Annotated in this window: 15 protein-coding genes and 2 pseudogenes; 6 read left to right on the top strand and 11 right to left on the bottom strand. The window is 70.9% G+C overall.

Going from position 1 to position 23,158, the window contains the following annotated elements; translation table 11 throughout:
- Positions 1 to 2: 2 nt before the first annotated feature.
- Entirely contained in the window at positions 3 to 575 is a 573-nt protein-coding gene (locus tag OG332_RS05150) for a hypothetical protein (protein ID WP_327412303.1), read from the bottom strand.
- 1,083 nt (positions 576 to 1,658) lie between these two features.
- Here OG332_RS05150 and OG332_RS05145 point away from each other — a divergent pair.
- Positions 1,659 to 2,666 (top strand): hypothetical protein, encoded by a 1,008-nt coding sequence (locus OG332_RS05145; protein ID WP_327412302.1) that lies wholly within the window; start codon positions 1,659 to 1,661, stop codon positions 2,664 to 2,666.
- Positions 2,667 to 2,899: 233 nt separating this feature from the next.
- Here OG332_RS05145 and OG332_RS05140 read toward each other — a convergent pair whose 3' ends face one another.
- On the bottom strand, positions 2,900 to 3,601 hold the full coding sequence (locus OG332_RS05140) for an alpha/beta hydrolase (RefSeq protein ID WP_327412301.1): 702 nt from the start codon (positions 3,599 to 3,601) through the stop codon (positions 2,900 to 2,902).
- 317 nt (positions 3,602 to 3,918) lie between these two features.
- Here OG332_RS05140 and OG332_RS05135 point away from each other — a divergent pair, with 317 nt between their 5' ends.
- Positions 3,919 to 5,427 (top strand): DUF4246 domain-containing protein, encoded by a 1,509-nt coding sequence (locus OG332_RS05135; RefSeq protein ID WP_327412300.1) that lies wholly within the window; start codon positions 3,919 to 3,921, stop codon positions 5,425 to 5,427.
- Positions 5,428 to 5,437: 10 nt separating this feature from the next.
- Here the strand turns inward: OG332_RS05135 and OG332_RS05130 are convergent.
- Positions 5,438 to 5,554, bottom strand: a pseudogene (locus OG332_RS05130) (IS5/IS1182 family transposase); the annotation flags it as partial.
- Positions 5,555 to 5,793: 239 nt separating this feature from the next.
- Here OG332_RS05130 and OG332_RS05125 point away from each other — a divergent pair.
- Positions 5,794 to 6,286, top strand: a pseudogene (locus tag OG332_RS05125) (helix-turn-helix domain-containing protein); the annotation flags it as partial.
- A gap of 161 nt (positions 6,287 to 6,447) precedes the next feature.
- On the opposite strand, the gene OG332_RS05115 reads toward OG332_RS05125, so the two are convergent.
- On the bottom strand, positions 6,448 to 8,922 hold the full coding sequence (locus OG332_RS05115) for a SpoIIE family protein phosphatase (protein ID WP_327412299.1): 2,475 nt from the start codon (positions 8,920 to 8,922) through the stop codon (positions 6,448 to 6,450).
- Between the two features lie 436 nt (positions 8,923 to 9,358).
- On the opposite strand from OG332_RS05115, the gene OG332_RS05110 reads away from it, so the two are divergent.
- Positions 9,359 to 10,045, top strand: coding sequence for a peptidoglycan recognition protein family protein (locus OG332_RS05110; RefSeq protein WP_327412298.1), 687 nt, complete (start codon positions 9,359 to 9,361; stop codon positions 10,043 to 10,045).
- Positions 10,046 to 10,554: 509 nt separating this feature from the next.
- Here OG332_RS05110 and OG332_RS05105 read toward each other — a convergent pair.
- The 4 genes from OG332_RS05105 to OG332_RS05090 all read right to left on the bottom strand — a co-directional run bounded on the left by OG332_RS05105 (position 10,555) and on the right by OG332_RS05090 (position 15,057).
- Positions 10,555 to 11,352, bottom strand: a complete 798-nt coding sequence (locus tag OG332_RS05105) for a 3-hydroxybutyrate dehydrogenase (RefSeq protein WP_327412297.1) — start codon at positions 11,350 to 11,352, stop codon at positions 10,555 to 10,557.
- A 264-nt stretch (positions 11,353 to 11,616) separates the two neighbouring features.
- Positions 11,617 to 12,780 carry an IS701 family transposase gene (locus OG332_RS05100; RefSeq protein ID WP_327419120.1) on the bottom strand — a complete coding sequence of 388 codons (1,164 nt, stop codon included), beginning with the start codon at positions 12,778 to 12,780 and terminating at the stop codon, positions 11,617 to 11,619.
- A gap of 81 nt (positions 12,781 to 12,861) precedes the next feature.
- The gene (locus OG332_RS05095; protein ID WP_327412296.1) at positions 12,862 to 13,785 is read right to left on the bottom strand and encodes an SDR family oxidoreductase; all 924 of its coding nucleotides are present in this window, start codon (positions 13,783 to 13,785) and stop codon (positions 12,862 to 12,864) included.
- Between the two features lie 9 nt (positions 13,786 to 13,794).
- Positions 13,795 to 15,057, bottom strand: a complete 1,263-nt coding sequence (locus OG332_RS05090; protein ID WP_327412295.1) for an MFS transporter — start codon at positions 15,055 to 15,057, stop codon at positions 13,795 to 13,797.
- A gap of 153 nt (positions 15,058 to 15,210) precedes the next feature.
- On the opposite strand from OG332_RS05090, the gene OG332_RS05085 reads away from it, so the two are divergent.
- Complete coding sequence (locus OG332_RS05085; protein ID WP_327412294.1) at positions 15,211 to 16,830, top strand: IS1634 family transposase; 1,620 nt, start codon at positions 15,211 to 15,213, stop codon at positions 16,828 to 16,830.
- A gap of 90 nt (positions 16,831 to 16,920) precedes the next feature.
- Complete coding sequence (locus OG332_RS05080; protein WP_327412293.1) at positions 16,921 to 18,501, top strand: IS1182 family transposase; 1,581 nt, start codon at positions 16,921 to 16,923, stop codon at positions 18,499 to 18,501.
- Between the two features lie 60 nt (positions 18,502 to 18,561).
- On the opposite strand, the gene OG332_RS05075 is transcribed toward OG332_RS05080, so the two are convergent.
- The 3 genes from OG332_RS05075 to OG332_RS05065 form a co-directional block, all read right to left on the bottom strand.
- Positions 18,562 to 19,152: an RICIN domain-containing protein gene (locus tag OG332_RS05075; RefSeq protein ID WP_327412292.1), complete on the bottom strand. Its 591-nt coding sequence runs from the start codon at positions 19,150 to 19,152 to the stop codon at positions 18,562 to 18,564.
- A 169-nt stretch (positions 19,153 to 19,321) separates the two neighbouring features.
- On the bottom strand, positions 19,322 to 22,138 hold the full coding sequence (locus tag OG332_RS05070; protein ID WP_327412291.1) for a helix-turn-helix transcriptional regulator: 2,817 nt from the start codon (positions 22,136 to 22,138) through the stop codon (positions 19,322 to 19,324).
- Between the two features lie 207 nt (positions 22,139 to 22,345).
- The gene (locus tag OG332_RS05065) at positions 22,346 to 23,074 is read right to left on the bottom strand and encodes an SIR2 family NAD-dependent protein deacylase (RefSeq protein ID WP_327412290.1); all 729 of its coding nucleotides are present in this window, start codon (positions 23,072 to 23,074) and stop codon (positions 22,346 to 22,348) included.
- Positions 23,075 to 23,158: the final 84 nt, after the last annotated feature.

The following is a 23,158-nucleotide window of genomic DNA, read 5'->3' as shown; positions in this document are numbered from 1 at the left end:
CATCATCCCCACAGCAGTGTGTAGTTCTTCTTGTCCCGGGCCGTTGGTGCCGACGCCATGTCGCCGGTGTGCGGTGCCATCAGCGTGGGATATCCCGACGGGTCCTTGTGGCAGAAGCCGAGGGCGTGTCCCAGCTCGTGAGCGGCGGTCTTTCGCCTGGCCTCGTCCGTCGTCAGGTTTGCCAGGTTCAGCCAGATCACGTCGGTGCCCGGGCCGTGCTCCCAGTAGCCGTACAGGTCGCGCCACTGCCCATCCGTGCGGTTCGTGTCCTTGAACTCGACGTCGGCGTAGCTCGTGGCGTCGTCCTTGCGAATCCTGACCGTGCCGAGGCTCCAGGACTGCACTGCGTGCAGCAGGGCCTGGTCAAGGCTCGTCGCGTCGTCATAGGTGAGCTCCCCTGCGTCGACGGAGGAGTTGCCGCGGGAGTCGGTGGCCTGCCCGCCCGAGTACTTCGTCCAGCACGCCGCGTACCCCGCGGCGGCCTGGACGGATGCGTCCGGAGCCGGCGGAGGTGCAGCTGCCGTCAGCCCGGCGACCAGCGAGGTGATCGTGAGCACGGTCGATAACGGCTTCATGCCCGACACCGTAGGGCGCGTGTTCCGGGCTGGATCGTTTCACCGTTCTGGCGTCGCCCGGACGGGTTTCATCCGTCTGGATGGGTTCGGCCCGCTGCCCGTTCGGGCGCCGTCCCGCGCACGGCCCGTCCCACAGCAGTCGCTCGCGCAGCACCAGATCTTCCTGTGGCGGAGGGAGCACGCGGCACAGGGCGCAATGCCGGGCACCCCTCACCTTGAGACTGACCAGGCCGGCAGAGCCGGCCACGCAGGATCTGATGGCCGCTCCCGGTCCGGGCTGAAGGCTGTGGCGTCGTTGACGTTGCCCGGGGTGAGCACGATCGACAGCGGCAGGTCCCGGCCGTCGACGGCGACGGCCCACTCGATCCGACCCACCGCGTCGTCACGGACCTGCACATGCTCCAGCAGCCTCGATCCGCCACAGGATCAATGATCAGAAGGCTCGCGGTCCGACTCGCGCACGGTGTCTGCCACGAACCGGCTCAGCCGATGGGTGCTCTGTTCCACCGGGCGTCGACACAGCGTGTCGATCCGGATGAGCGATTCGTCGATTCGCGCTTCCCGAAGAGCGCGCAAGTGCGCGCGCAGCTCCGCCTGGTCCCCTGTCTCAAGGATCACTTCCCACTGCCCTGCGTCCGGCGCAGTGCGAGCTGCCAGCCGCTGCCGCCCTGCCTCTTGCCGGCGCCTCCGCTTTCCCTGTCCTGGCATCGGCCCAGAATCGCCGGCCGACGTCAGCACGGCAAGACCCTTCGGACGTGAATTGCATGGTCGTGCCTTTCGGGAGTGCTCAGAGCGGCGCTCCCGGACGACTTGTCGTCCGACCGTGACCCCGGAGGGGAGCACCCATGTCGATACTGCGTTCACGGGTACCACCTCCTCGTTCTCTCGCACGGCCTCCGGAAAAGCCGCAGTGGTCACCGTGGTCAACCAACGGGTTTTCACGGAGGCCCCATCACGCCGGTGCTGCCGGTAGCCACGGTGGCCGGCAAGGTGTATTAGGTTTTGTCCGGTCGCTCATCCGATGGTCATCAGCTGGGGCCTGACGCTCCTGCTGGTCGGCTTTGGACCGTCCCCGGAGTCACCATGACCCGCACCACACCACCGCGTCCGGTCGACCCGGAGGCCCTCTTCCCCGATCTGGCCGCCCATCGCGGCACGACCACCCGACTGCACCCGCGGCCGGGCGAGCCGACCGTGGCGGACAGCCATGTGGGCGGGCCCCTGCTGTGGCCCGCGGACGCGCCGTGGCCGGTGTGTACGCAGCCCCACCGGCGGGACCGTGGCCGGCGCCCGCAGGACATCCGGCTCGGACGCTTCCTCGGCGAGTTCTGGCTGCGTGGTGGCGGCAAACCGGCCGGCGAGGACAAGCGGGAGCTGCTGCGGGCCCTCGAGGACGAATACGAGATGGCCGGACTGGAGGACACCGAGCCCATCCCCCTGCTCGGCGTGGCCCAGTTCCACCGCAGGGACATCCCCGATCTCCCGGCCGGGCCGGACGGCTGCGATCTCCTGCAGCTCTTCTGGTGCCCCTTCGACCGCCACGGCGAGACCGGCTACGGCATGAACGTGGAACTGCGCTGGCAGAACTCGGACATGGTGACGGATCCGCTCACCGAACAGCCCGAGCCGGCGGTGGTCGGGTACGAGGGATACGTGCCCGCGCCCTGCGTACTCCACCCCGAGCAGGTGACCACGTACCAGTACGCGGGTCTGCTCCCGACCGAACTCCAATCCGACATCGAGGCCTGGGAGGGCGCGTCGGAGCTGCTGCAGGGCGCCCGCCTCAGCTACCAGTACCACCTCTCCATCCCACCGGGCTGGCGAATTGGCGGCTTCGCCTCCTGGCACGTGACCGACCCCTACCCGATGGACTGCCCCTCGTGCGGACAGGCCATGACCCTCCTCCTCACCGTCGACAGCTCCGAGTGGGACGGCGGCACGTACAGGTGGATCCCGGTCGAGGACGGCGCATCCGCCAGAGAACGCGAAGAGGGCAGCCCGACGAACGTGACGGTCGGGCGATGGGGCGAACTGAACGTCTTCGGCTGCCCGGTCGACCCCGCCCATCCACACCGGTGGAGCGTCCAATAGACCGCCGCGCGCTCCGCAGCGCGGCCCTCGACTGAGGGCTCGGCCCCGGACCTCAGCACAGCAGCTCTCGCCGTCGACGCCACGGGCTACGGCCCCGAGTACACGCCACGCCCCGGTCCAGGTCGCTGTGGGCGTCGGTCGACGGCACACCAGCCGACGACGAGCTGGTCGGAGGGGAAACGACCCAAAGGCTGTTGCCGTCCCCTACGAAGCGACCGCCCTCATCGCGGCCGTCAACGCATGGTGGTGACCGGCTCGTCTCGTCTACGCGGAGTGTTGGTGGTGGAGAGCAGTTCCTGCACGAGCGCGACGATGAGGTCAGGCCGTCCGACGAACGGGGAGTGACCTGTCTGCCACTCCCGCACGTCAGTGCAGCGCGCGGCCATCGTCCGCTGCAGGCCGGGGTCGATTGCCCGGTCCTGCGCGCAGACGACGTAGGTGGAGGGAGTGCGTTTCCAGCTGTGGCGTTCTGGGACTCCTCGCCCGCACCCTGAAGCTTGCGTACGCAGCAGGCCAACCGCCCAGGTGGCGAGAGCCTCGGGGCAGTCGCCGTAGAGAGCGTCAACAGCCGGGTCCGGGGCCAGGCTGGTCGAGCCGTCGGGACCAGGCGTCATCGCATTCCGGAGCTGCTGCGACGCCCCGCCCAGACCGGCCGCGCTCTCGCCGACGTCCAGAACGAAAGCCGCCAGATAGATCAAGTGTCCCGCCCCGCGGACGCCTGTGATCACCGAACCGCCATAGGAGTGACCGAGCACGATCGGAGGCTCCTGCAGCGCGTCGACGGCTGCTTGGACTGCTGCTGTGTCTGCGGCCAATGAGCCCCGATGGAGCTCGGGGACGACAACCTCGGTCCCTGCAGCCCGCAAGCGTTCCGCCACCACAGCAAAGTGCTCGGGGCAGTGATACAGGCCGTGGACGAGCACCACAGCGGCCAATTCTCCCCGCCTCCTCAGACCAACGCCAGGCCGACGATCTTAGCTCCGGACCAGGCGGGCCCAGCGCGCGGGGCGTGGCCGGCGCCGACCACCTGGAGGGGAGGTCCGCGGCCGCTGCGTGGCGCCAACGCCCGCCACCGGCCGCCGCCAGAGCCCCGCGCTGGTGGATCGAGTACGGCCTCGGCGCGTCCCGCAGACCCGACCGGCGACGCGGAGCCCTGGCTCCCGGACCAGCGGTGACAGGGACCACGGCTTCGGTGTCAGTCTGCTGAAGTATCCTTCCCGCCACCGCACACCGACTGCAAGGACCAAGAGAATTGACCGGCCTGTCTGCTTTCCCGCTGCCCTTTCATGCTTCCCGTTCCATATCGTTCGCGACACCCCGAACGCTGCGGGAACTTCAGATGATGCAGTGCAGCTCGCACATTCGGGCGAAGCCGGCGTGGTTCGACAAGATGAACGATGCCGACATCGTCGCCAGGTGGACGCAGGAAGCGGTCGCCCAGGGCCTCACCGAAGCGCAGGTTCGCTACGTGCTTGCCGAACTCCAGCACTACGCCGCGCTGCGGGACGGGCGAACCGGCGCCGAGGTGTCCGCCGTCGACGGGGTGTGGCAGTCGGACACGCTGGTCGACGACAAGCTCAGATCCCGGCTGCGCGAGGCGGTTCGGGTTCTGGAACAGGTCCCCGAAGCAGAACGGGACTGGCATCCCGGATCCGACGGCCAGGTACTGGATCTGGTTCATCCCTCACTGTTCTGCCTGGTGAGAGAGGCGAGCGATGCGCCCGAGCGGGCGTGGCAGAACCCGACGGACCGCTACTCGAGGTACGAATTCTCGGAGAAGTTCCAGTGGCTGCCCACGGACGTCGACGTCAGTGACGACGGCGATGTCACCTTCCGTTCGTACGTCAACAACGTCCACCCCGAGACTCATCGCGAACTAGCCTCCGTCCTGCCAGACTTGCTCGCGTGCTTCCGCCCGCTGCTGGAGAACGTGCTCACCGATCTGCGCCATCCGCGGCCGCTGCGGATCGAGGCCGATCCTTACGGGTGGTACGACTCGAAGCCCGAGTATCCGGACAAATCCTCCTACAGTGATGACGGGGCCTACGCGGAAGCCCTCCATGCGTGGGGAGAGGCCCAGGACGACTGGTGGGAAAACCGCCTTCCGGTCATCCCGGACGCCCCGGAATTCACCCCGCCCGAGTTGCCCGGTGAATCCGCCAGAGTCGACCTGCGCGGCCGCGCTCTCCAGGTCATCGTCAAGCTCGCCACCATTCATCTCACCCCGGACAAGCCCGAGTACCCCGGCGGTTCCTGGCATGTCGAGGGGATGATGAATGAGCGGATCGTCTCGACCGGCATCTACTACTGGGACAGCGAGAACATCACCGAAAGCCGGCTGAGTTTCCGGGCGGCACTCGACGACCCCGACTACGAACAGAACGATGACAACGGTCTGCGCGAGGTCTACGGCCTGGAGGACGAAGACGCACTGAACCAGGTGCTGGGATCGACATCGACCCCAGCGGGCCGCTGCCTGGCGTTCCCGAACATCCTGCAACACCGCGTCGACTCATTCCGCCTCACGGACCCCACCCGCCCGGGACATCGCAAGATTCTCGCGTTCTTTCTGGTCGACCCGTCGGAAAAGATCGTCTCGACATCCGATGTGCCACCGCAACAACCATGGTCCGACACCTCGACCATGACGCTTGAACAGGCCGAGAACTACCGCGAACAACTCATGCAGGAACGCAAGTTCTTCGTCGACGAACACAACGAGCAGCTCTACGAACGAGAATTCTCCCTCTGCGAGCACTGAACCTCTTCCATCCTGAATGCGTGCAGGTCAGGAGGGTGCGGACGGCCTGGATGATGGTGCCGATGCGGCGGGTGGAGCATCTGGCCCGCCGGAGCGGTCGCCGGGTTTTCAGCATCCGCATCCTCCGAACCGTCGCCGCCACCCACCCCGACATGCCGGTTGATGTCAGACCCCTGGAGGCATGGCCAGCCTGTTGCGGGAAGCGGCGGCGCCCCCCGTTGAGCCGGCGGACCGCTTCGCCGCCCGCGGTCTACCCGCGAACGGCGACGTAGCGCGACAAAGAAGGCCGCGAGCATGGAGATCCGCAGCTGGTGCCGTGGCCGGAAACGATCAGCGGGTGGTGGTGACGGGCCTCGGGCCGGTTGGATGTGGGGACACGTCCGATGGCAACGAGGAGGCGGTAAGGCACGGCCGGTCAGGGTGCGCAGGCTGACCGGGCAGGAGGGACAGAGGCTGCAGCGGATCGTGCGCCGGGGGCGGCACCAGCACGGTGCGATACCGGCGCGCGAGGATGCTGCTGGCCTCGGCGGGCGGGAACAGCGTCCCCGTCGTCGCCCGGCCCGTCCAGGCCGACGAGGACACCGTGCGCGACGTCATCCACAAGCGCAACGAGATCGGGCTGGCCTGCCTGGACCCTCGGTGGGCGGGAGGCCGTCCCCGCCTACTCACGGCTGACGACGAGGACTTCGTCATCCAGACGGCCACCACCCGCCCCACCAAGCTCGGCAAACCGTTCACCCGCTGGTCGATCCGCAAGCGTGCCGATCACCTGCGGCGCAACGTCGCCCATCCGATACGGATCGGCCGAGAGGCCCTGCGGCGGCTGCTGGCCCGCCGCGGAGTCACTTTCCATCGCACCACAGCCCGCGCCACCGAGGCCATGATCCTGGTCGTGCCCCACATCCTGCGCCGACACGGCTTCAGGCCCTTCGCCGTCTCCCTCGCCCGCTGACCCACCAAGACTCTTGGACGCGGTGGATCGCGATGCCGCCGCCTCCATGGCCCTCCGAAACACTGGTGTCACCATTTGAGCGCAAGGACCGCCGCAGCCGCGGAGTGCCCCTCCGCTGCTGTGACCAGGGGGAGCTCCGTCCAGACGGTCTTGCCGTTCCGGGAGTAGCGGGTGCCCCAGCGTTCGGTGAGCTGGGCCACCAGGAAGAGACCGCGCCCGCCCTCATCGGTGGTGCGCGCCCTCCGCAGGTGCGGAGCGGTGCTGCTGCTGTCGGAGACCTCGCAGATCAGGCTGCGGTCGCGGATGAGCCGCAGGGTCACCGGCGTGCCGCCGCCGTACCGGTAGGCGTTGGTGACCAGTTCGCTGACGACCAATTCGGCGGTGAAGGCCACCTCTTCCAGGCCCCACCGGGTCAGTGTGGCCTCCGTCAGCTCCCGTGCCCGGGCGGCGGCGGTCGGCTCGGCGGGCAGTTCCCAGGAGGCGACCCGCTCCGGCGCCAGCACGCGGGTGCGGGCGAGGAGTAGCGCGACATCGTCCTGCGGGTGCTCGGGCAGCAGGGCGTCCTGCACCGCCGCGCAGGTCTCCTCCAGGGAGCGGCAGGGCCGGGAGAGGGCTTCTCGCAGCCGCGCGAATCCCTCGTCGATGTCGCGGCCACGGGCCTCGACGAGGCCGTCCGTGTACAGCGCCAGCAGGCTTCCCTCGGCGAGTTCCAGTTCGGCGGACTCGAAGGGAAGTCCGCCCAGGCCCAGCGGCGGCCCCTCGGGAAGGTCGGGCAGGCTCACCGTGCCGTCGGAGGTCACCACGGCGGGCGGCAGGTGGCCCGCGCGGGCCAGGGTGCAGCGCTGGGAGATGGGATCGTAGACCGCGTAGAGGCACGTCGCGCCGACGATCTGCTGGCCCTGCGAGCTTCCGTCAGCAGGTTCCTGCTCCTCTGCCAGGCGGTTGACCAGGTCGTCCAGGTGGGAGAGGACCTCGTCCGGCGTGTAGTCGAGGCTGGCCAGGGTGTGCACGGCCGTGCGCAGGCGGCCCATGGTGGCCGCAGCGTGCAGACCGTGGCCGACGACATCGCCGACGACGAGGGCGACGCGTGCTCCGGAAAGGGGGATGACATCGAACCAGTCGCCGCCGACGCCGGGATAGGCCGGCAGATAGCGGTGCGCGACCTCGACCGCGCTGTGCTCGGGCAACACCCGCGGCAGCAGGCTGCGTTGCAATGTCAACGCGGCCTGCTGCTGCTCGGTGTAGCGGCGGGCGTTGTCGATGCACAGGGCGGCGCGCGCGGCGAACTCCTCTGCGAGCGTGAGGTCGTCCTCCTCGAACGGTTCGGGCCGCTTGGCCCGCCACAGGCTGAGCAGCCCGAGGAGCAGACCGCGGGCCGTCAGCGGTACGACGATCAGTGAGTGAGCTTCCAGGTCGAGGGCGCGCTGTGTGCGCTCCGGATCCTGGAAGTACCAGCCGGGGCTGCTCTGGAGCACCGGTTCGAGGATGGGCTGCTGTTCGGCGAGGCACCGGGCCTGCGGGGTACGAGGGTCGAAGTGGAAGACCTCTCCGGCGGAGTACATCACCTGCAGCGCCTCTGGCACGACCGAGTGGACCGTCATTCTGCGGACCGGTCCGCTCGCCTCCCCGGCGGTCTCCTCGCCTCGGGCCACCGACTCCAGCAGATCCACCGAGACGGCGTCTGCGAGGTCGGGGACGGCGACGTCGGCCAGCTCCCGGGTGGTCTGGCCGAGATCCAGCGTGGTCCCGATCCGGGCGCTCGCCCGATTGAGCAGGGCGAGCCGGCGCCGGGCCCGGTAGCGGTCGGTGACGTCCTCCACCAGTTGGGTGACCCCGAGGATCCCGCTGGCGGGGTCCTCCATCCGGAACGCCGACACCGAGACCACCCGCTCGTGGCCGGGGTCACTCCTCAGGCGACAGGGCTGCTCGGTGAAGATGAGGGGTTCGCCCGTCTCCAGCACCCGTCGCAGGCGGGTTTCGATGGTCTCCACGTCCGGACCGATGAGGAAGTCGCCGATGCGCCGGGTCCGGATCTCCGTCGCGGGAAGTTGCGTGAACCGGGCCAGCGCCCGGTTGATCCGCAGGATGCTCAGATCGGGGGCGTGGACGGACAGGCCGATCGGGGAGCGCCGGAACAGGCCGTCCAGGACCGACCGATCCGTCTCCCACTGGAGCACCTCCTCCGCCGGGGCGACGACGAGGAACCACTCGCGGGCCGGGCCGGCGCGGATGACAGCACGGGCGCGGAAGCCCAGCTCCACCCGCCGCCCGCTGCGGTGCAGGACGGGCAGGACACCGGACCAGCCCCCGTCGCGCTCGCACGCGGCCGCTGCGTCCAAGATCGCCTCACGGTCGCGACTGTCGACCAGGAAGTCGATTGCCGCCCGGCCCAGCACCTCCTCGGGCCGGTAGCCGAGGTGCTCCTGTGCGCGTTGGCTCCAGCCGACGACCGTGCCGTGGCCGTCCAGTACCGCCGAGGCCGAGTGGTGCAGCGCGAACGGGTCTTCGGGCACCTCGCCCAACCCCGGCGCTGGTGCGTCCATGGCTACCGCCCTTCGAGCTGCCGAACGGAACGCTCAGCGGGTAGTCCCGCAGCGACCATCCAGGCCGATCGGAGACCAAGGCTTGAGCGGTCGGCTTAGTCCAGTATCGCCGCGCCGCTGCACCTCGGCAGAGGGCTGTCCCCCGCGTGCGGCCCCGTGGAGGAGGTGCGGCGCGATACGGCTCCTCGCCGGGAGGGGCGCCCACCTCGTTCGGGCGTCACGAAACGGTCACCATACGGTCTCATTCCGACATCAAAAGTCGGCAACCATTCCGGTGAAGCACGTTTCAGCCCAGCGAAGGATCCACCGACGCTCCGTTCCCGACGGGCCGTGGCCGGAGAGCCGAACCGGCCTGCCGGGCCGTACCGATCGGGGTTCGCATTCGGGCCTGGCGGCAGGACTTCCGATGCCTGCCCGTACGTACGGAGCCGCTCGCATGACCCACCGCAAACCGAAGCCACGGCTGATGTCGCGCCGCACTGCCATGGTCTGCACCAGCGGCGGACTCATCGCCACGGCTCTGGGCGTCGTCGTCGACTCCAGTGGGGACCCCGGCCCAGGCCGAACGGATGCGCAGGACGAGCGTGGGGCAGGGCCAACCGCCGAAACGGCTCCCGAACGGGGGCAGGCGTGGATGCCGGACGCCACCCACAAGCCGCTGACGGTGAACTTCACTCCGGGCGGGATCAGGGAGATGCGGGGCCTGGTCCTGCACGTGCAGGAGGGCGAGAACTCGCTCCACGAGCGCTTCAGCGACCCCTCGGTGGAGTGTTCCTCACACTTCTGGGTCTCGCAGGCCGGCGAGATCGAGCAGTACGTCTCCGCGCACGACCGGGCCTGGGTGCAGGCTGCCGGGAACCCGTCGTGGCTCTCGGTGGAGACCTCGGGATTCGCGCGTCGACCGCTCACCGCGCTGCAGGTGGACGCCGTCGCCCGGATCTACGCCTGGGGCATCGCGCAGCACGGGTGGCCGCTCGAGCCCGCCTCCACACCGCTGGGCCGGGGGTTCGGCATCCACAGCATGGGCGGCCGGGACTGGGGCGGTCACGCATGCCCCGGCCCCCTGCGGTCCGCCCAGACGGGGGAGATGCTCAGCGCGGTCCGTGCGAGGTATCCCCGGTAGGCGTCGCAGCGTTGACGGTGAGTCCGAGCCGGCCGTCGAGAGACGCGCCCCCGCCGCCGGGCGTTGTGCCGTTGCACCACGACGACGGACGGTGCTGGCCCCGCCGTACGCACGAAGGACCGGCCGGGGCTGCCGGGTGCCCGCACCCCATGCCCGTGCGCTGACCCCGCGGCGCCACCGCGGGGTCAGCGGTACAGCAGGACGAGGGCGCCCGGCGCAGCTCCAGGCCCCTGTTCTCCAGCTCCTTGCCGATGCGCCGCAGCTGCTCGGCGCTGACGCCGCCGCCCATCGATTTCTCCCGCAGTGCCGGCAGGACCGTGCCGTTGGCCATCGCTTCCGCTCCCCGTGCCCAGGGGTACGGGGAGCCGCCCGTACCGGGGCACAGTCTCCCGGTGCCGCGGGCGTCCCCGCCGATCTTCGACGGGGGTTCACTCGCAGGTGGGCGTGGCGACGGGCCGCCGTGGTCGATGGCCGCGACCCGCCCTTCCGCCCGCCCGGCCCCCGGGGCGTCAGTGCGCGCCCCAGCCGCCGTCGACGGGGAGCGAGGCGCCGGTGATGTAGCCGGTGAGCGGACCGCAGAGCCACACCGCCACCGCGGCCACCTCTTCCGGCTCGATCAGCCGCTTGATCGCGGTACGTTCCAGCAGTACGTCCGTGACGACGTCCTCGGGGGCGACGCCGTGGGCGGCGGCCTGCGAGGCGATCTGGTGCTCGACCAGCGGGGTGCGAACGTAGCCGGGGTTGATGCAGTTGCTGGTCACCCCGTGCGGGGCGCCCTCGAGGGCGGTGACCTTGCTCAGCCCCTCCAGGCCGTGCTTGGCGGCGACGTAGGCGGACTTGAAGGCGCTGGCCCGCAGGCCGTGCACACTGGAGATGTTCACCACCCGGCCCCAGCCGCCCGCGTACATGTGCGGCAGGCACTGCCGGATCAGCAGGAACGGTGCGGTGACCATCACCTTCTGGATCAGCTCGAACCGGGCCGGCGGGAAGTGCTCGATGGGCGCCACGTGCTGCAGCCCGGCGCTGTTGACCAGGATGTCGACCTCATCCGGGAGCGCGCGCACCGCCTCGGCGTCGGCGAGGTCCACGGTGTGCGGACGGCCGTCGACGGCCGTCGCCACGGCCCTGGCCGCCCCGGAGTCGAGGTCCACCACGTGCACCAGGGCCCCGGCCTCTGCCAGCGCCTGCGCACAGGCCCGCCCGATACCGCTGGCACCCCCGGTCACCAGGGCGGTGCGCCCCGAGAGGTCCACGCCGACGCCACCGTGCGCGAAGGATCCGGGAGTTGCGTGAAATTGGCTCGTCATGGCCGGAACGCTAGAGACGCAGCGCCGGACATCCCATGTCCACGACCGCCACAGTGAGCCGCGGACTTGTGTGGCCCGACCCCATGCCGACCCCATGCCGACCCGGGGGCCGACACCCCTAGTACTGCAACCGCATGTGGGGGTCGTGGCCCCGTCGTTGGTAGTGGCAGCGGCGGGCTCGGGCTTGGCTGCGGCGTCGGAAGTGTGACCAGTGGAGACGGTGCTCGTTGGTGTGGCAGCGGGGCGTGAGGACGACGTGCCCGATCATCCGGCGGATCTCCGGGACGCTGAGGGGTATGAGGTCTTGCTCGTCATCTCCGCTGCCCCTTTTGCGGCTTCTGCGGCACGGATGGCCGTGAGGTAGGCCAGGACGGCCATGGCGAGGGTGATGTGCCGGTACCAGGCCCGGTAGAGCCGCACCTGGTAGTGGTCGAGCCCGCATTCACCCTTCGCGGTCTGGAAGCATTCCTCCACCGCCCACCTGGCTCCGGCGGTCCTGACCAGGTCTTTCAGCCGGGAAGTGACGGGGCCGTAGCAGACGTAGTAGGCGATGTCGGTGGGGTCGGACAGGTTGCGGCGGGCGAGCACCCAGTGCCCGGATCCGCCCTCCCAGGTGGGCCGGATCGCGACGCGGGCCCAGTGGTAGATCCGCTGGCCGTGGGCGCCTGCTCCGGCGGAGATCCGCTTCCATGCCTGCTTCGGCAGGGCCGCGATCAGCTCGTCGACGCGGGCGTCGCGGCCGTCGGCGGTGATCACGGTGTCGTTGACCTTGGTGGCCAGCACATACGCGGCCTGGCGTTCTTCCAGCCAGGCGCGGAAGTGTTTGACCTGCCCGTATGCCTCGTCCGCGGTCACCCAGGCGAAGGGAACAGCCGCGTCGATGGCGCGTTGCAGCATCCACTTGAGGTGCTCGATCTTCGTGGCGAACGGCACGGTGTCGTCGATTCCGGCTGCCCGGCAGCGGTCGCGGTCGTCCGTCCAGGACTTCGGGACGTAGAGTTCCCGGTCGATCAGCGCCCGCCCTTTGGCGGATGCGTAGGCGAGGAAGGTGCCGATCTGGCAGTTCTCGGTGCGGCCGGCGGTGCCGGAATACTGCCGCTGGACCCCTGCTGACCTGGTGCCCTTCTTCAGGAACCCGGTGTCGTCCCCGATGAGCACGCCATCCTTGGCGCCGATGGTCTCCACGACGAAGTCCCGGACATCGTCGCGGACCGCGTTCTCGTCCCATTCGGAGTGGTTGAGCAGGCGTTGCACACCGTCCGGGCGGAGCTGGCCGACCTGCTCGGCCAGCGTCCACCCGTTCTTCTTCTCTAGCGGCGCAAGCAGGCCCGTCATGTAGTCCAGAGCCCGATCACGTGGCTCCGACCTGCCAAAACGATGCCCGAACCGGGCATGCAACCCCGCTACACCCTCGGACCACGACTCGATCTGCTCGACCGTCAGCGTTTGATCACACAGTCACAACAACGAGCATCGACGCCAACCGTCACGCCACATGCGGTTGCAGTACTAGCGGTAGCCGGTGGTGTCCGCCGGGCGGTCCGGGTCCTGGACCTCGACCATGTAGCGCCAGGCGTCCGGGCGGCTGCCGTCGAGGTCCGTGAAGCCGTAGACGCGCGCGAGCTGCCCGCTCGAGAGGGACTGCCCGTTCCAGCGCGCCACCTCCGGGTCCGCGGCGAGCGCCGCGACCGCCCGGCCCACGTACGACGGGGTCTCGGAGATCGCGAAGTGCGGGACCTTGGCCAGGGCGTCCCGCCAGTTCTCCTCCGTCACACCGAAGTTGTCCAGCATCATCTCCGAGCGAAGCCAGCCCGGGGTCAGCGCCACCGCCGTGACCCCGCGCGGCCCCAGTTCGTGCCCCAGCGCGAACGCCATGCGCAGGACGGAGGACTTGGCGATGTCGTAGAAGAAGGAGACCCGGTAGCGGCTCGCGTTGTACTCGGCCGTGCCGTCCGTCATCTCCACCACCAGGCCGCCCGGCTCGCGCAGCATCAGCGGCAGTGCGAAATGGCTGGTGACGGCGTGGGTCTCCACCGCCAGCCGCATCAGCCGCAGCCCGTTGTCCAGGTCGTGCTCCCAGACCGTGCTGTCCCATTCGAAGAGCCGTTCCCCGCCCCAGACGTCGTTGACCAGGACGTCGAGCCGGCCCTGCTCGGTGTCGATCCGCCGCACCAGCGCCTCCACCTCGGCCGGCACGAGATGGTCGGCGACCACCGCGATGCCCCGGCCGCCCGCCGCCGTGACCAGCCCGGCGGTCTCCTCGATCGTCTCGGGGCGGTCGTACTCCGAGCGGCGGCCGGCGGTGCTCCGCCCGGACACGTACACCGTCGCGCCCTGTGCGCCCAGTTGGACCGCGATGCCGCGGCCCGCGCCCCGTGTCGCCCCGGCCACGAGGGCCACCCTGCCTTCGAGAGTCCGCTGTGTTTCCGGCATGACCCGACCCTACGACGACCGCCCCGCCCGCGGCCCGCCGGACACGGCGACCGCCGCCAGGGACAGCAGCAGCCCGCCCGCCGCCAGGCCCAGCGCCTGACCCGGCCCCCACAGGGTCCAGGCCGCCCCGAAGAGCAGGGAACCCGCGAACCGGGCCAGCGCCTGCGCGGTTTGGAGCGCCGCGAGCCCGGTGGTGCGCAGCTCGGCCGGGAGCAGCGGCCCGGCGGCGGCCATCAGCACCCCGTCGGTGGCCGCGTAGAACAGGCCGAGCAGGGCGAGTACGCCCGCGGCCAGCGGCGCCCCGGCGGGTAGCGGGGCCAGGAGCACCAGGCAGGCGCCGAGCAGCAGCACGTGCCCGCCGAGGAAGACCCGGCGGCGCCCCAGCCGGTCGGCGAGCCGGCCCACGGGCAGCGCGGCCAGCAGGAACACGGCCGCCGTGCCCACCGGCAGCAGCGGAAAGTACGCGGCGGACAGGTCGAGCCGGCGCTGGAGCAACAAGTAGAGGAAGGCGTCGCCGACGGTGAACAGGCCGAGCACGGCGGCCGTCAGGCACAGCCGCCGCAGGCCGGAGAGCCGTAGCAGGGTGCGTACGGGGGGCAGCGCGGCCCGGGGCGCGGCCGGGGCGGGAGCAGGGGCGGGTGCGGGGGCCTCCCGTACGAAGAGCGCGAGCAGCACCACCCCCAGCACGGCGACGCAGCAGCTCACGGTGAACACGGCCTCGTACCCGTCCACCGCCACCCACAGCACCCCGAACGCGGCCAGCGGCCCCAGCAGCGCCCCCGCCGTGTCCAGCGCGCGGTGCACCCCGAAGGCGCGGCCCTGCTCCTCCGGCGGCACGGACAGCGAGATCAGCGCGTCGCGCGGGGCGGTGCGCAGGCCCTTGCCGGTCCGGTCGGCGGCCAGCACCGCGGCGACCGACCAGGGGGTGGTGACGGCGAGCAGGGCGGCCTTGCACACGGCGGAGAGCGCGTAGCCGGTGCCCGCGACGAGCTTGCGGCGGTGGGTGCGGTCGGCGATCCGGCCGCCCGCGAGGCGCAGCAGCGCGGTGGCGCCCTGGTGAAGCCCGTCCAGGGCGCCGAACGCGAGCGGGGACATGCCGAGTCCGGCCATCAGGTACAGCGGCAGGACCGCGGTGACCATCTCCGCGGAGACGTCCGTGACCAGGCTGACCAGTCCGAGCGCGAACACCGTGCCGGGAACGGCCCGCAGGGGGCCCTTCGGAGCCGGGGTGTCCCCGGCGATGTCCGCGGCCCGGCTGGTCGACAGGTACACGGATGCCTCCTCGGAGCGGCTAGATCCGTACTTCGCGGGTGGCTGAGTCAGGTGGAGTTGGTGTCTGGCCGTGTCCGGTCCGGGGGTGGCTGTGTTGATCCGGGTGTGACGAAGTCTTCCCGGTCCCCACGGCTGCGGACGGTGCGCCCGCGCATGGAATGTGTGGTCACCTCCGTGGTGGAGAAGCGTCTGGGCGCTCTGCCTGTCGCTGCCGAGTTTCTGCGCCGGCTTGATGTGGCCGGGACCGTCGACCGGCTGTGCCCGGGCCGCGACATCGCCCATGTGACGCACGGCCAGGTCATCGAGGTGCTGGTGGCCAACCGGCTGACCGCACCCGCACCCCTGTGGCGGGTGGACCGCTGGGCCCGGGAGTGGGCGGTGGAAGAAGTATTCGGAATTGAGGCGGAACTGCTCAACGACGACCGTCTGGGCCGGGCCCTGGACGCCATCGCCCCGCGGCTGAGAGAGCTCACCGACAGCATCGGGGCCCAGGCGATCGGCGAGTTCGGCATCGATGTGTCCACGTTCCACTGGGACATGACATCCATGTCGCTCTACGGCGCCTACCCGGCCGATGACCAGGACGAGGAGTATCCCCGCATCAGACACGGCCATCCCAAGGACCGCCGCTACGACCTCAAGCAGATCCAGACCGGCCTGGCGGTGACCGGCGACGGCGGTATCCCCCTGCTGTCCCGCGTCATCGACGGCGGAGCCGCGGAGATCTCCCAGATCACCGGCACCATGAACGCTCTGCGCGCGATGGCCGGACCGAAGAAGTTCCTGCTGATCGCCGACTCCAAGCTGATCTCATACGGCAACGTCACCGCCCTGATCGGGGCCGGGACCGATTTCATCGCCCCGGCCCCCGCTTCCAGGGTCGACGACGCCGTCTACGCCGCCCTCGACCTCGAGACGGCCACCGTCGTGGACTACACCCCCGCCCGCGACGAGAACACCCCCGCCGCAGCGCGTGAGACCTACCGGGTCCTGGAAGACATCCACCTTGTGACCGGGCCCCGCAAGAGCGATCCCCCGCTCCAGGTACGCCGGATCCTGGTGCACTCCACCGGCAACGCCAAAGGCCAGCAGCGGGCCCGCGAGAAACGCCTGGCCAAGGCCCGCGAAGACCTCGACAAGCTCCAGCACTCTGCCGGCGGCCGCTACTACAGCACCGCAGAGAAGATCGCCGCACGCCTCGGCGTGATCACCCGCACCCGCCGGGTCTCCGGCTGCCTGCACACCGAGATCACCACCGACGAAACCGGACGGCCCGCCCTGTCCTGGCACTTCGATCAGGACGTGCTCCAGGCCGAAGCCGCCGTCGACGGCTGGTACGCGCTGCTGGCCACCCTCACCCCCGAACAGGCCGATCCCGGCGAAGTACTACGCCGCCACAAAGGCCAGGGCACCGTCGAGCGCCGATACAGCGACTTCAAGGGCCCCCTGGCCGTCACCCCTGTCTTCGTGCAGGACAACAAACGCGTCGCCGCACTGATCACAGTGATCTGCCTGGCCCTGCTGCTGTTCTGCCTGATCGAACGCCAGGTCCGCCGAGCCCTCGGCGGCGACCAGAAGATGCAGGGGCTCTACCCCGGCAACCAGAGGGTGCGGCCCACCGGCCGGATGATCCTCTACCACCTGTCCGACCTGCGGCTACGGGTCGGCAGCGCCACCGACCCACCCGTCATCGCCATCACCCGGGGCATCCAGCTCCACCTCCTCGACCTCCTCGGCCTGGAACCCACACATCCCCGCTGGCCAGAGACCTGAACGAACTACCCGCGAAGTACAGAGCTAGAAGATCACTGAAAATCTGGGTTCTGGCCTCGCGTGTGCTGACGCGGGGCCAGACTGCTGTGTATGCAGGGGGAATGGGATGGCGAGAGCGTCGGCGAGGACGTGTGGGAGACCTGCCGGGAGTTGATCCCGGCCGGGGGTGTGTTCGCGTTCCTGGCCGAGCACCGCGGGGTGCTGTTCCCCGGGTCGATGTTCGCGGACATGTACCCGTCCACGAACGGGCGGCCGTCGCTGCCGCCGCAGGTCCTGGCCGTGACGGTGGTGCTGCAGAGCCTGCACGGGCTCTCCGACTTCGAGGTCGTTCAGGAACTGCGCTGTGACCTGCGGTGGAAGGCCGCCTGCGGGCTCGGCTTGCACGACACTGCGTTCGATCCGTCCCTTCTGACCTACTTCCGCCGCCGCCTGCAGCGCTCCAGTGACCCGAACCGGCTGTTCCACAAGGTCAGAGAGGTCATCGCGGCCACCGGCGTCCTCAAAGGCAAGCAGCGCCGTGCCCTGGACTCCACCGTGTTGGATGACGCGGTCGCCACCCAGGACACCGTCACCCAGCTCATCGCCGCGATCCGCAGGGTCATCCGCGAGGTCCCCCACGCCGAGCGGACCGCCGCGACCTGGTGCACCGCCCACGACTACACCGACCCCGGCAAGCCGAAGATCGCGTGGAACGACGAGCAGGCCCGCACCCGCCTGGTCGACGCCCTGGTCACCGACGCACTGAACCTGCTGGGCCGCCTGCCCGAGCAGGAACTCGGGGAAGCCGCGGCGAACGCCGTCGGGCTGCTGGCCCTGGTCGCGGGCCAGGACGTGGAGCCCGCCGACGACTCCGACGGCCGCGACGGGCGCTGGCGCATCGCCCGGGGCACCGTCCGCGACCGCACCGTGTCCACGGTCGACCCCGAAGCCCGTCACATCCACAAGAACCGGACCCGCCACCAGGAAGGATTCCGCGCCCACGTGGCCTTCGAGCCCGAGGCGGGAGTGTTCACCGAGGTCGCGCTGACCGCCGGCAGCGGGGCCGGCAACCACGAGGCAGCCGTCGCCCGCGACCTCCTCGCCGACGAGGACGCGCCGGTCACCGCCCTGGGCGATGCCGCCTACGGCACCGGCGACCTGCGCGAACACCTCCAGGACCTGGGCCACGACCTGGTCCTGAAGCCCCCACCGCTCAAACCGGCGGTCCCCGGCGGGTTCACCGCCGATGAGTTCACCGTCGACACCGAACAGGGACACGTCACCTGCCCCGCCGGACACACCGCACGGCTCGGCCGGCCACTGGCCAACGGCGCACGCCAGGCCCAGTTCAAGAAACTGTGCGCCACCTGCCCGCTCAAGGACCGCTGCACCCGCTCCAAGACCGGCCGTGTCTTCAGCGTCCACGCCCAGTACGACCTGCTCAAAGCCGCCCGCGACCAGGCCGCCACCGACCCCCACTGGCAGGCCGAGTACCGCCGATGGCGACCACCGGTCGAGCGTGCCATCGCCTGGCTCGTCGCCAAAGGCAACCGCCGCGTCCCCTACCGAGGCGTCATCAAGAACAACACCTGGCTCCACAACCGCGCCGCCGCCCTCAACCTCCGCCGCCTGATCAACCTCGGACTCACCCGCACAGGCGGCACCTGGACGATCACCCCGGCCACCGCATAACGCGAGGAGCCACCCAGCCCAACACCGGACGGCCCCTCAGACAAGATTTTCAGGAGCGTTCTAGACGCACTCCCACAGGGCGGCCTGCGTGCCGGAGGACGTGCTGGCGCCGGGCATGTCCAGGCACATCCAGGTGGGGGCACCGCTCGGGGTGGTTCCGCTGATCCACCAGCCGGGGTTGCCGTCGATGTTGTCCGTGTCCCACCACTTCTGGTTCAGGCCGCCGTTGCAGTCCCACTGGATGATCTTGGCGCCCTTGCGCGCCGTGCCCCCCGAGATGTCGAGGCACTTGCCGGAGTTGGCGTTGCGCAGCTGAATGAACGTGCCGCCGTCGGTGACCTCCGACTTCCACAACTGCTCGCTCGCGGTTCCGCATTCGGCCTGGACCACCGGAGCGCCGCTGTCGTTCGAGCCGCCCTTCACCTTCAGGCACATGCCGCTGTGGACATTGGCGATCTCGTAGCGGCTGCCCCGCTTGCGCAGCTGCCACAGCTCGTTCGGAGCCAGCATGACCCCCAGGTCCGAGGCGGTCTGCGCCGTGGGAACGGTGGCGGGGCGGGCCTCGGCGACAGCCTGGGGGGCCGACATCCCCGCCACGGCGATCAGGGCGACCAGACCCGAGCGGACGGACGTGCGCATCGTGGAATTCATGCTCGGTACCTTTCGTGCACGGCTCCGTCGAGGGTGCGGCGGGCGCCGATCGGATGGAGGTGGCGCCGGACCGCGGGGGCCGGTCCGGCGCGGTGCCCACTCTGTCCGCCGGCCGAGTCCGAGCGCATCGTGGAAGACCACGAACACGGTGTTCCGCGCGTTCTCGTGGTCAGTCCCGTGGCCCGTCCCCGGCGGTGTCCGTTCCGGCCAGGCCGGCCGCAAGCTGGCTGCGGCGGGTCACCTTCAACTTCCGGTAGGAGCTGGTGAGATGGGTTTCCACCGTGCGTCGGGACAGGTGGAGCGCCTCGCCGATCTGCGCGTTCGTGTGCCCCTCGGCGGCGAGGTCGACGACGCGCCGTTCCGCTCCGGTCAGTGCGCTCGGGCCGGTCCGGGCCCGTGTCGTGGTGCGGGCGTTCGCGCCGCGCAGCGCGGCACTCGTCGCGCGCAGCAGTCGGCCCGTCGGCACGGTTGCCGGGTCGGTGCTCCTGTCGCCCGGACCGTTTCCGACCCCCGGACCGTCTCCGGCACCCGCGGGGGACAGCAGCCGGGCCGCCTCGGAGTCGGCGACGCGCAGATCGTCCCGGCCCCTGCGGCCGAGCCTCGCCTCGATGCGCGCCCGGCCGAGGTCGAGCAGGGTCTCGATGCGTTCCACCGGCGCGGGTGCTCCCTCCAGCAGGGCGGCCGCCTCGGTGAGGGACTCCAGGCCCTGCCGGCCGCCGACGGCCGCGGCGTGGGCCCGGAGCGCCCTGCCGACCGTACGAGGGGTGCCCCAGCGGCGTGCGTGGCCCAGTTCCTCCTCGGCCAGCTCCCGTGCCTCGCCCGCCCGGCCGAGACGGACCAGGGCGAGGGCTGCGCCGGAACGCCACGGTGTGGCCACGGGGCTGACGAAGTCGCGGGCGCTCTGGCCGGTGCCGCAGGCGAGGTGGTCGTCGAGCGCGGCCTGCCACCGTCCCTCGAAGCCGTGGAGCAGGGCGCGCGCGTAGCGCAGTTCGTTCCACTCCCAGGAGCTGTCCGCGGTGGTCTCGTCGGGTGTGGAGAGGAGCTGCCAGGCCTGGTCGCGCAGGCCGAGCTCGTACCGGGCGAGCGCCACCATGGAGACCAGGTGGGGTGCGCGGATGCCGCGTCCGGTGCAGGTGTGTGCCAGGAGGGTGTTCTCGGCGACGACGCTCCGGAAGTCACCCGCCCACAGTGCGGCTTCCGCCCGGGCGCTGAGCAGGCATTGAAGGCCCGCGTCGGTCAGGTCCGGAGGTACCGGCGGCACGGGCAGCCCCTGCTGGGCGAGGGCCCGGGCGTCGTCCAGCCGGTCGGCCCACTGCAGCAGGGTGGCGGCGCTGCCGAGCCAGGCGGTGCGCAGTCGCGGATGGACCGGTGCCCCGGCCAGCCGGGGCCGGATCCGGGCGAGGACCTCGGCCGAGGAGAGGAGCCCGGCACCGGTCTCGTACTCGGTGATCAGACCGCAGACCAGCGGTTCGACGGCGGGCGGGGCCGTGGGAGCGAGGGTGCGCAGGCCCGCGATGGCATCGCGCCAGGCGACCGCGTCGTGCGAGGAGATGAGGGCGGTGACCGTCTGCAGAACGTGCACCAGCTCGTCGTCGTCGGTGCCGCTGCTCGCCCGGTGCAGGACCCGCAGCGCGCTGTCCGTGCGCCCGCGGGCTGCGAGGGCCGCACCGAGAGCGGGTGCCGCGGCGGCGCGTTCCCGGCGGTCGGGGTGCAGGTCGAGGCCCGCGCGGAGCCTGCGGATGCCTGCCGCGGCGCTGTGCGGGAACTCCAGTGATCCGAGGCGCAGCGTGAGGTCGGCGTGCCGGTCCCGGGCCAGCGGCGGCTGCGTCCGCAGGGCGTGGCGCAGCAGTGCGGCGGCCTCTTCGCTGTGGCCCGCCCGCACGGCGTCGTCGGCCGCCTCTTCGAGGCAGCGTGCCATCCACTGCGCGCGCGGGCGCTCCAGGTGCAGCAGGTGGGCGGCGACGGCCGCGGCGGGGGCGCCGCGGTCGTGGAGCAGCCGGGCGGCACGGGTGTGCAGGGCGGCCAGTTCGGTGGGGTCGGCCGCGTCCAGTACGGCTTCGAGGGCGAGCGGGTGCGAGAGCAGCCGGGCCAGCAGCGGCGCGCAGGGCGCGGCCGCGTGGCGGGCCGGGCAGAGCGCCAAGGCCTCCTGGAGCAGGGCGGAACCGGTGGCGGGAGAGCACTGGGCGGTGATGGCGAGGGCCAGGGCGATGTGGCGGGGTTCGTCGTCGGCGCGGTGCCGGATCCAGCGGGCGAGCGCGTCGCGGTAGCGGGCGGGAGGGGCACCGCCCGGCCGGTCCGAGGTGTGCCCGGCTCCTGGGTCGGGGGAGTGGGCGGAACCGGCCAGGTCGGCGAGGAGTGCCTGCACGAGTGCGGGGTTGCCCGCGGTCGCGTCCCGGCACGTGGCACGCTGTTCGGGAGCCAGCCCGCGCTCGCGCGCGAGCCGTGTGACGGCGTCCCGCCCGAGCGGGGGAAGCGGGTGGCACACGCCCGTGGTCCGGGGCAGCCAGGTGACGTCGGAGTGCTCACGGCATTCGGTCGCCAGCAGCAGGATCGGAAGCCCGGCGATCCGGCGCGCCAGGTAGCCGATCCAGCGGCGTGACACCGGGTCCGCGCAGTGCAGGTCGTCGACGGCCAGCAGCACGGGCCGGACCGCCGCGGTCCGGGTCAGCAGGTCCAGGAGCCGGTGGAAGACTACTTGCTCCTGCTCGGCGGCGGGGTCGGTGAAGGGAATGCCGTCGGCGCCGGGGAACACCTGGCGTACGAGGGCGAAGGGGAAAGCGGTCTCCTCGGGCGAGCAGCGCGCCGACAGCACCCGTATGCCGTTGTCGGAACCCGCCCGGCGGACGACGGTGTCGAGCACGGCGCTCCGGCCCCGGCCGGGCGGCGCGGCCAGCATCAGCCAGCTGCCTCTCCCGGCGCGCGCCCGGTCAGCGGCGGCGGCCGCGGCCAGGAGCACGTCGTCGCGTTCGACCAGTACGTGTGTCACTTCCGCCCTCCCACCCCTGTGCGGACGGCTGCGTCCCGTCCGTGAAGGCCCGGAGGGCCCGTAGGGAATCATGGAGGGACGGGGTGCGAGAAGTGGGATGATCTTCGGTCAGATTTGCCTGAAAGGGCATTATTGGGGCCATCTCGGCCAAGCGGGCAGTGGATTGACCGAATCCGATGGCGAGGCGGACCAGGTGGCCGGCACGGATCAGCTCGCGGTGATCCTCGCCAGCAGCGCGGGCAGGGCGGTGCCGATCGGCTCGCGGACGACCTCGTCGGCCAGGGAGTCGTACGGGGTCTCCTCCGCGTTCACGATGATCAGCCGGGCCCCGGCCTCGGCGGCCGTCCCGGCCAGTGACGCGGCGGGCTGCACCTGCAGGGTGGATCCGACGGCGATGAAGACCTGGCACCCCTTGGCCACGGCCATCGCCTGCCCCAGCACCACGGGGTCGAGCCGCTGCCCGAACATCACGGTCGCCGCCTTCAGGATCCCGCCGCACGCCAGACAGGCGGGATCCGGTTCCCCGGCGGCGACCCGGGCCAGCGCCCCGTCCATGCCGGACCGCGCGTGACAGGCCGTGCACACCACCGACCGGGCCGTGCCGTGCAGCTCGAACACCTTGCGCGCGGGCATCCCGGCGAGCTGGTGCAGCCCGTCCACGTTCTGGGTGATGACCCGGACGGGGGTGCCGCCGCGTTCGAGCTCGGCCACGGCCAGGTGCGCGGCGTTCGGCCGCGCCCCGAGTGCACCGAGCTCGGCCCGCATCAGCCAGGACCGGCGCCGGATCTCCGGATCGGCCATGTAGTACGCGTAGGTCACGAGCTTCTCGGCGTCCGGCTCCCGGCGCCACAGGCCCTGCGGCCCACGGTAGTCCGGAATGCCGGAGTCGGTGGACATCCCGGCCCCGCTGAACACTGCGACAAGCGGCTTCCCCATGCTCCGACCCTACGTACCGGCGCCGGGCGGCCGCGACCCCATTACCGCGCCCCGGCCGTGAGGGCGCCGGAGGGTCGTTTCTGC

It is taken from the genome of Streptomyces sp. NBC_01233 (assembly GCF_035989305.1).
Taxonomy (GTDB): Bacteria; Actinomycetota; Actinomycetes; order Streptomycetales; family Streptomycetaceae; genus Streptomyces.
This window is presented reverse-complemented; position numbering and strand designations above follow the sequence as displayed.

Excerpts from the sequence above, each read along its gene's own strand:
- OG332_RS05085 (WP_327412294.1), top strand. The coding sequence starts at position 15,211 with ATGGAATGTGTGGTCACCTCCGTGGTGGAGAAGCGTCTGGGCGCTCTG.
- OG332_RS05115 (WP_327412299.1), bottom strand. The coding sequence starts at position 8,922 with ATGGACGCACCAGCGCCGGGGTTGGGCGAGGTGCCCGAAGACCCGTTC.
- OG332_RS05080 (WP_327412293.1), top strand. The coding sequence starts at position 16,921 with ATGCAGGGGGAATGGGATGGCGAGAGCGTCGGCGAGGACGTGTGGGAG.
- OG332_RS05095 (WP_327412296.1), bottom strand. The coding sequence starts at position 13,785 with ATGCCGGAAACACAGCGGACTCTCGAAGGCAGGGTGGCCCTCGTGGCC.
- OG332_RS05145 (WP_327412302.1), top strand. The coding sequence starts at position 1,659 with ATGACCCGCACCACACCACCGCGTCCGGTCGACCCGGAGGCCCTCTTC.
- OG332_RS05105 (WP_327412297.1), bottom strand. The coding sequence starts at position 11,352 with ATGACGAGCCAATTTCACGCAACTCCCGGATCCTTCGCGCACGGTGGC.
- OG332_RS05075 (WP_327412292.1), bottom strand. The coding sequence starts at position 19,152 with ATGAATTCCACGATGCGCACGTCCGTCCGCTCGGGTCTGGTCGCCCTG.
- OG332_RS05110 (WP_327412298.1), top strand. The coding sequence starts at position 9,359 with ATGACCCACCGCAAACCGAAGCCACGGCTGATGTCGCGCCGCACTGCC.
- OG332_RS05150 (WP_327412303.1), bottom strand. The coding sequence starts at position 575 with ATGAAGCCGTTATCGACCGTGCTCACGATCACCTCGCTGGTCGCCGGG.
- OG332_RS05065 (WP_327412290.1), bottom strand. The coding sequence starts at position 23,074 with ATGGGGAAGCCGCTTGTCGCAGTGTTCAGCGGGGCCGGGATGTCCACC.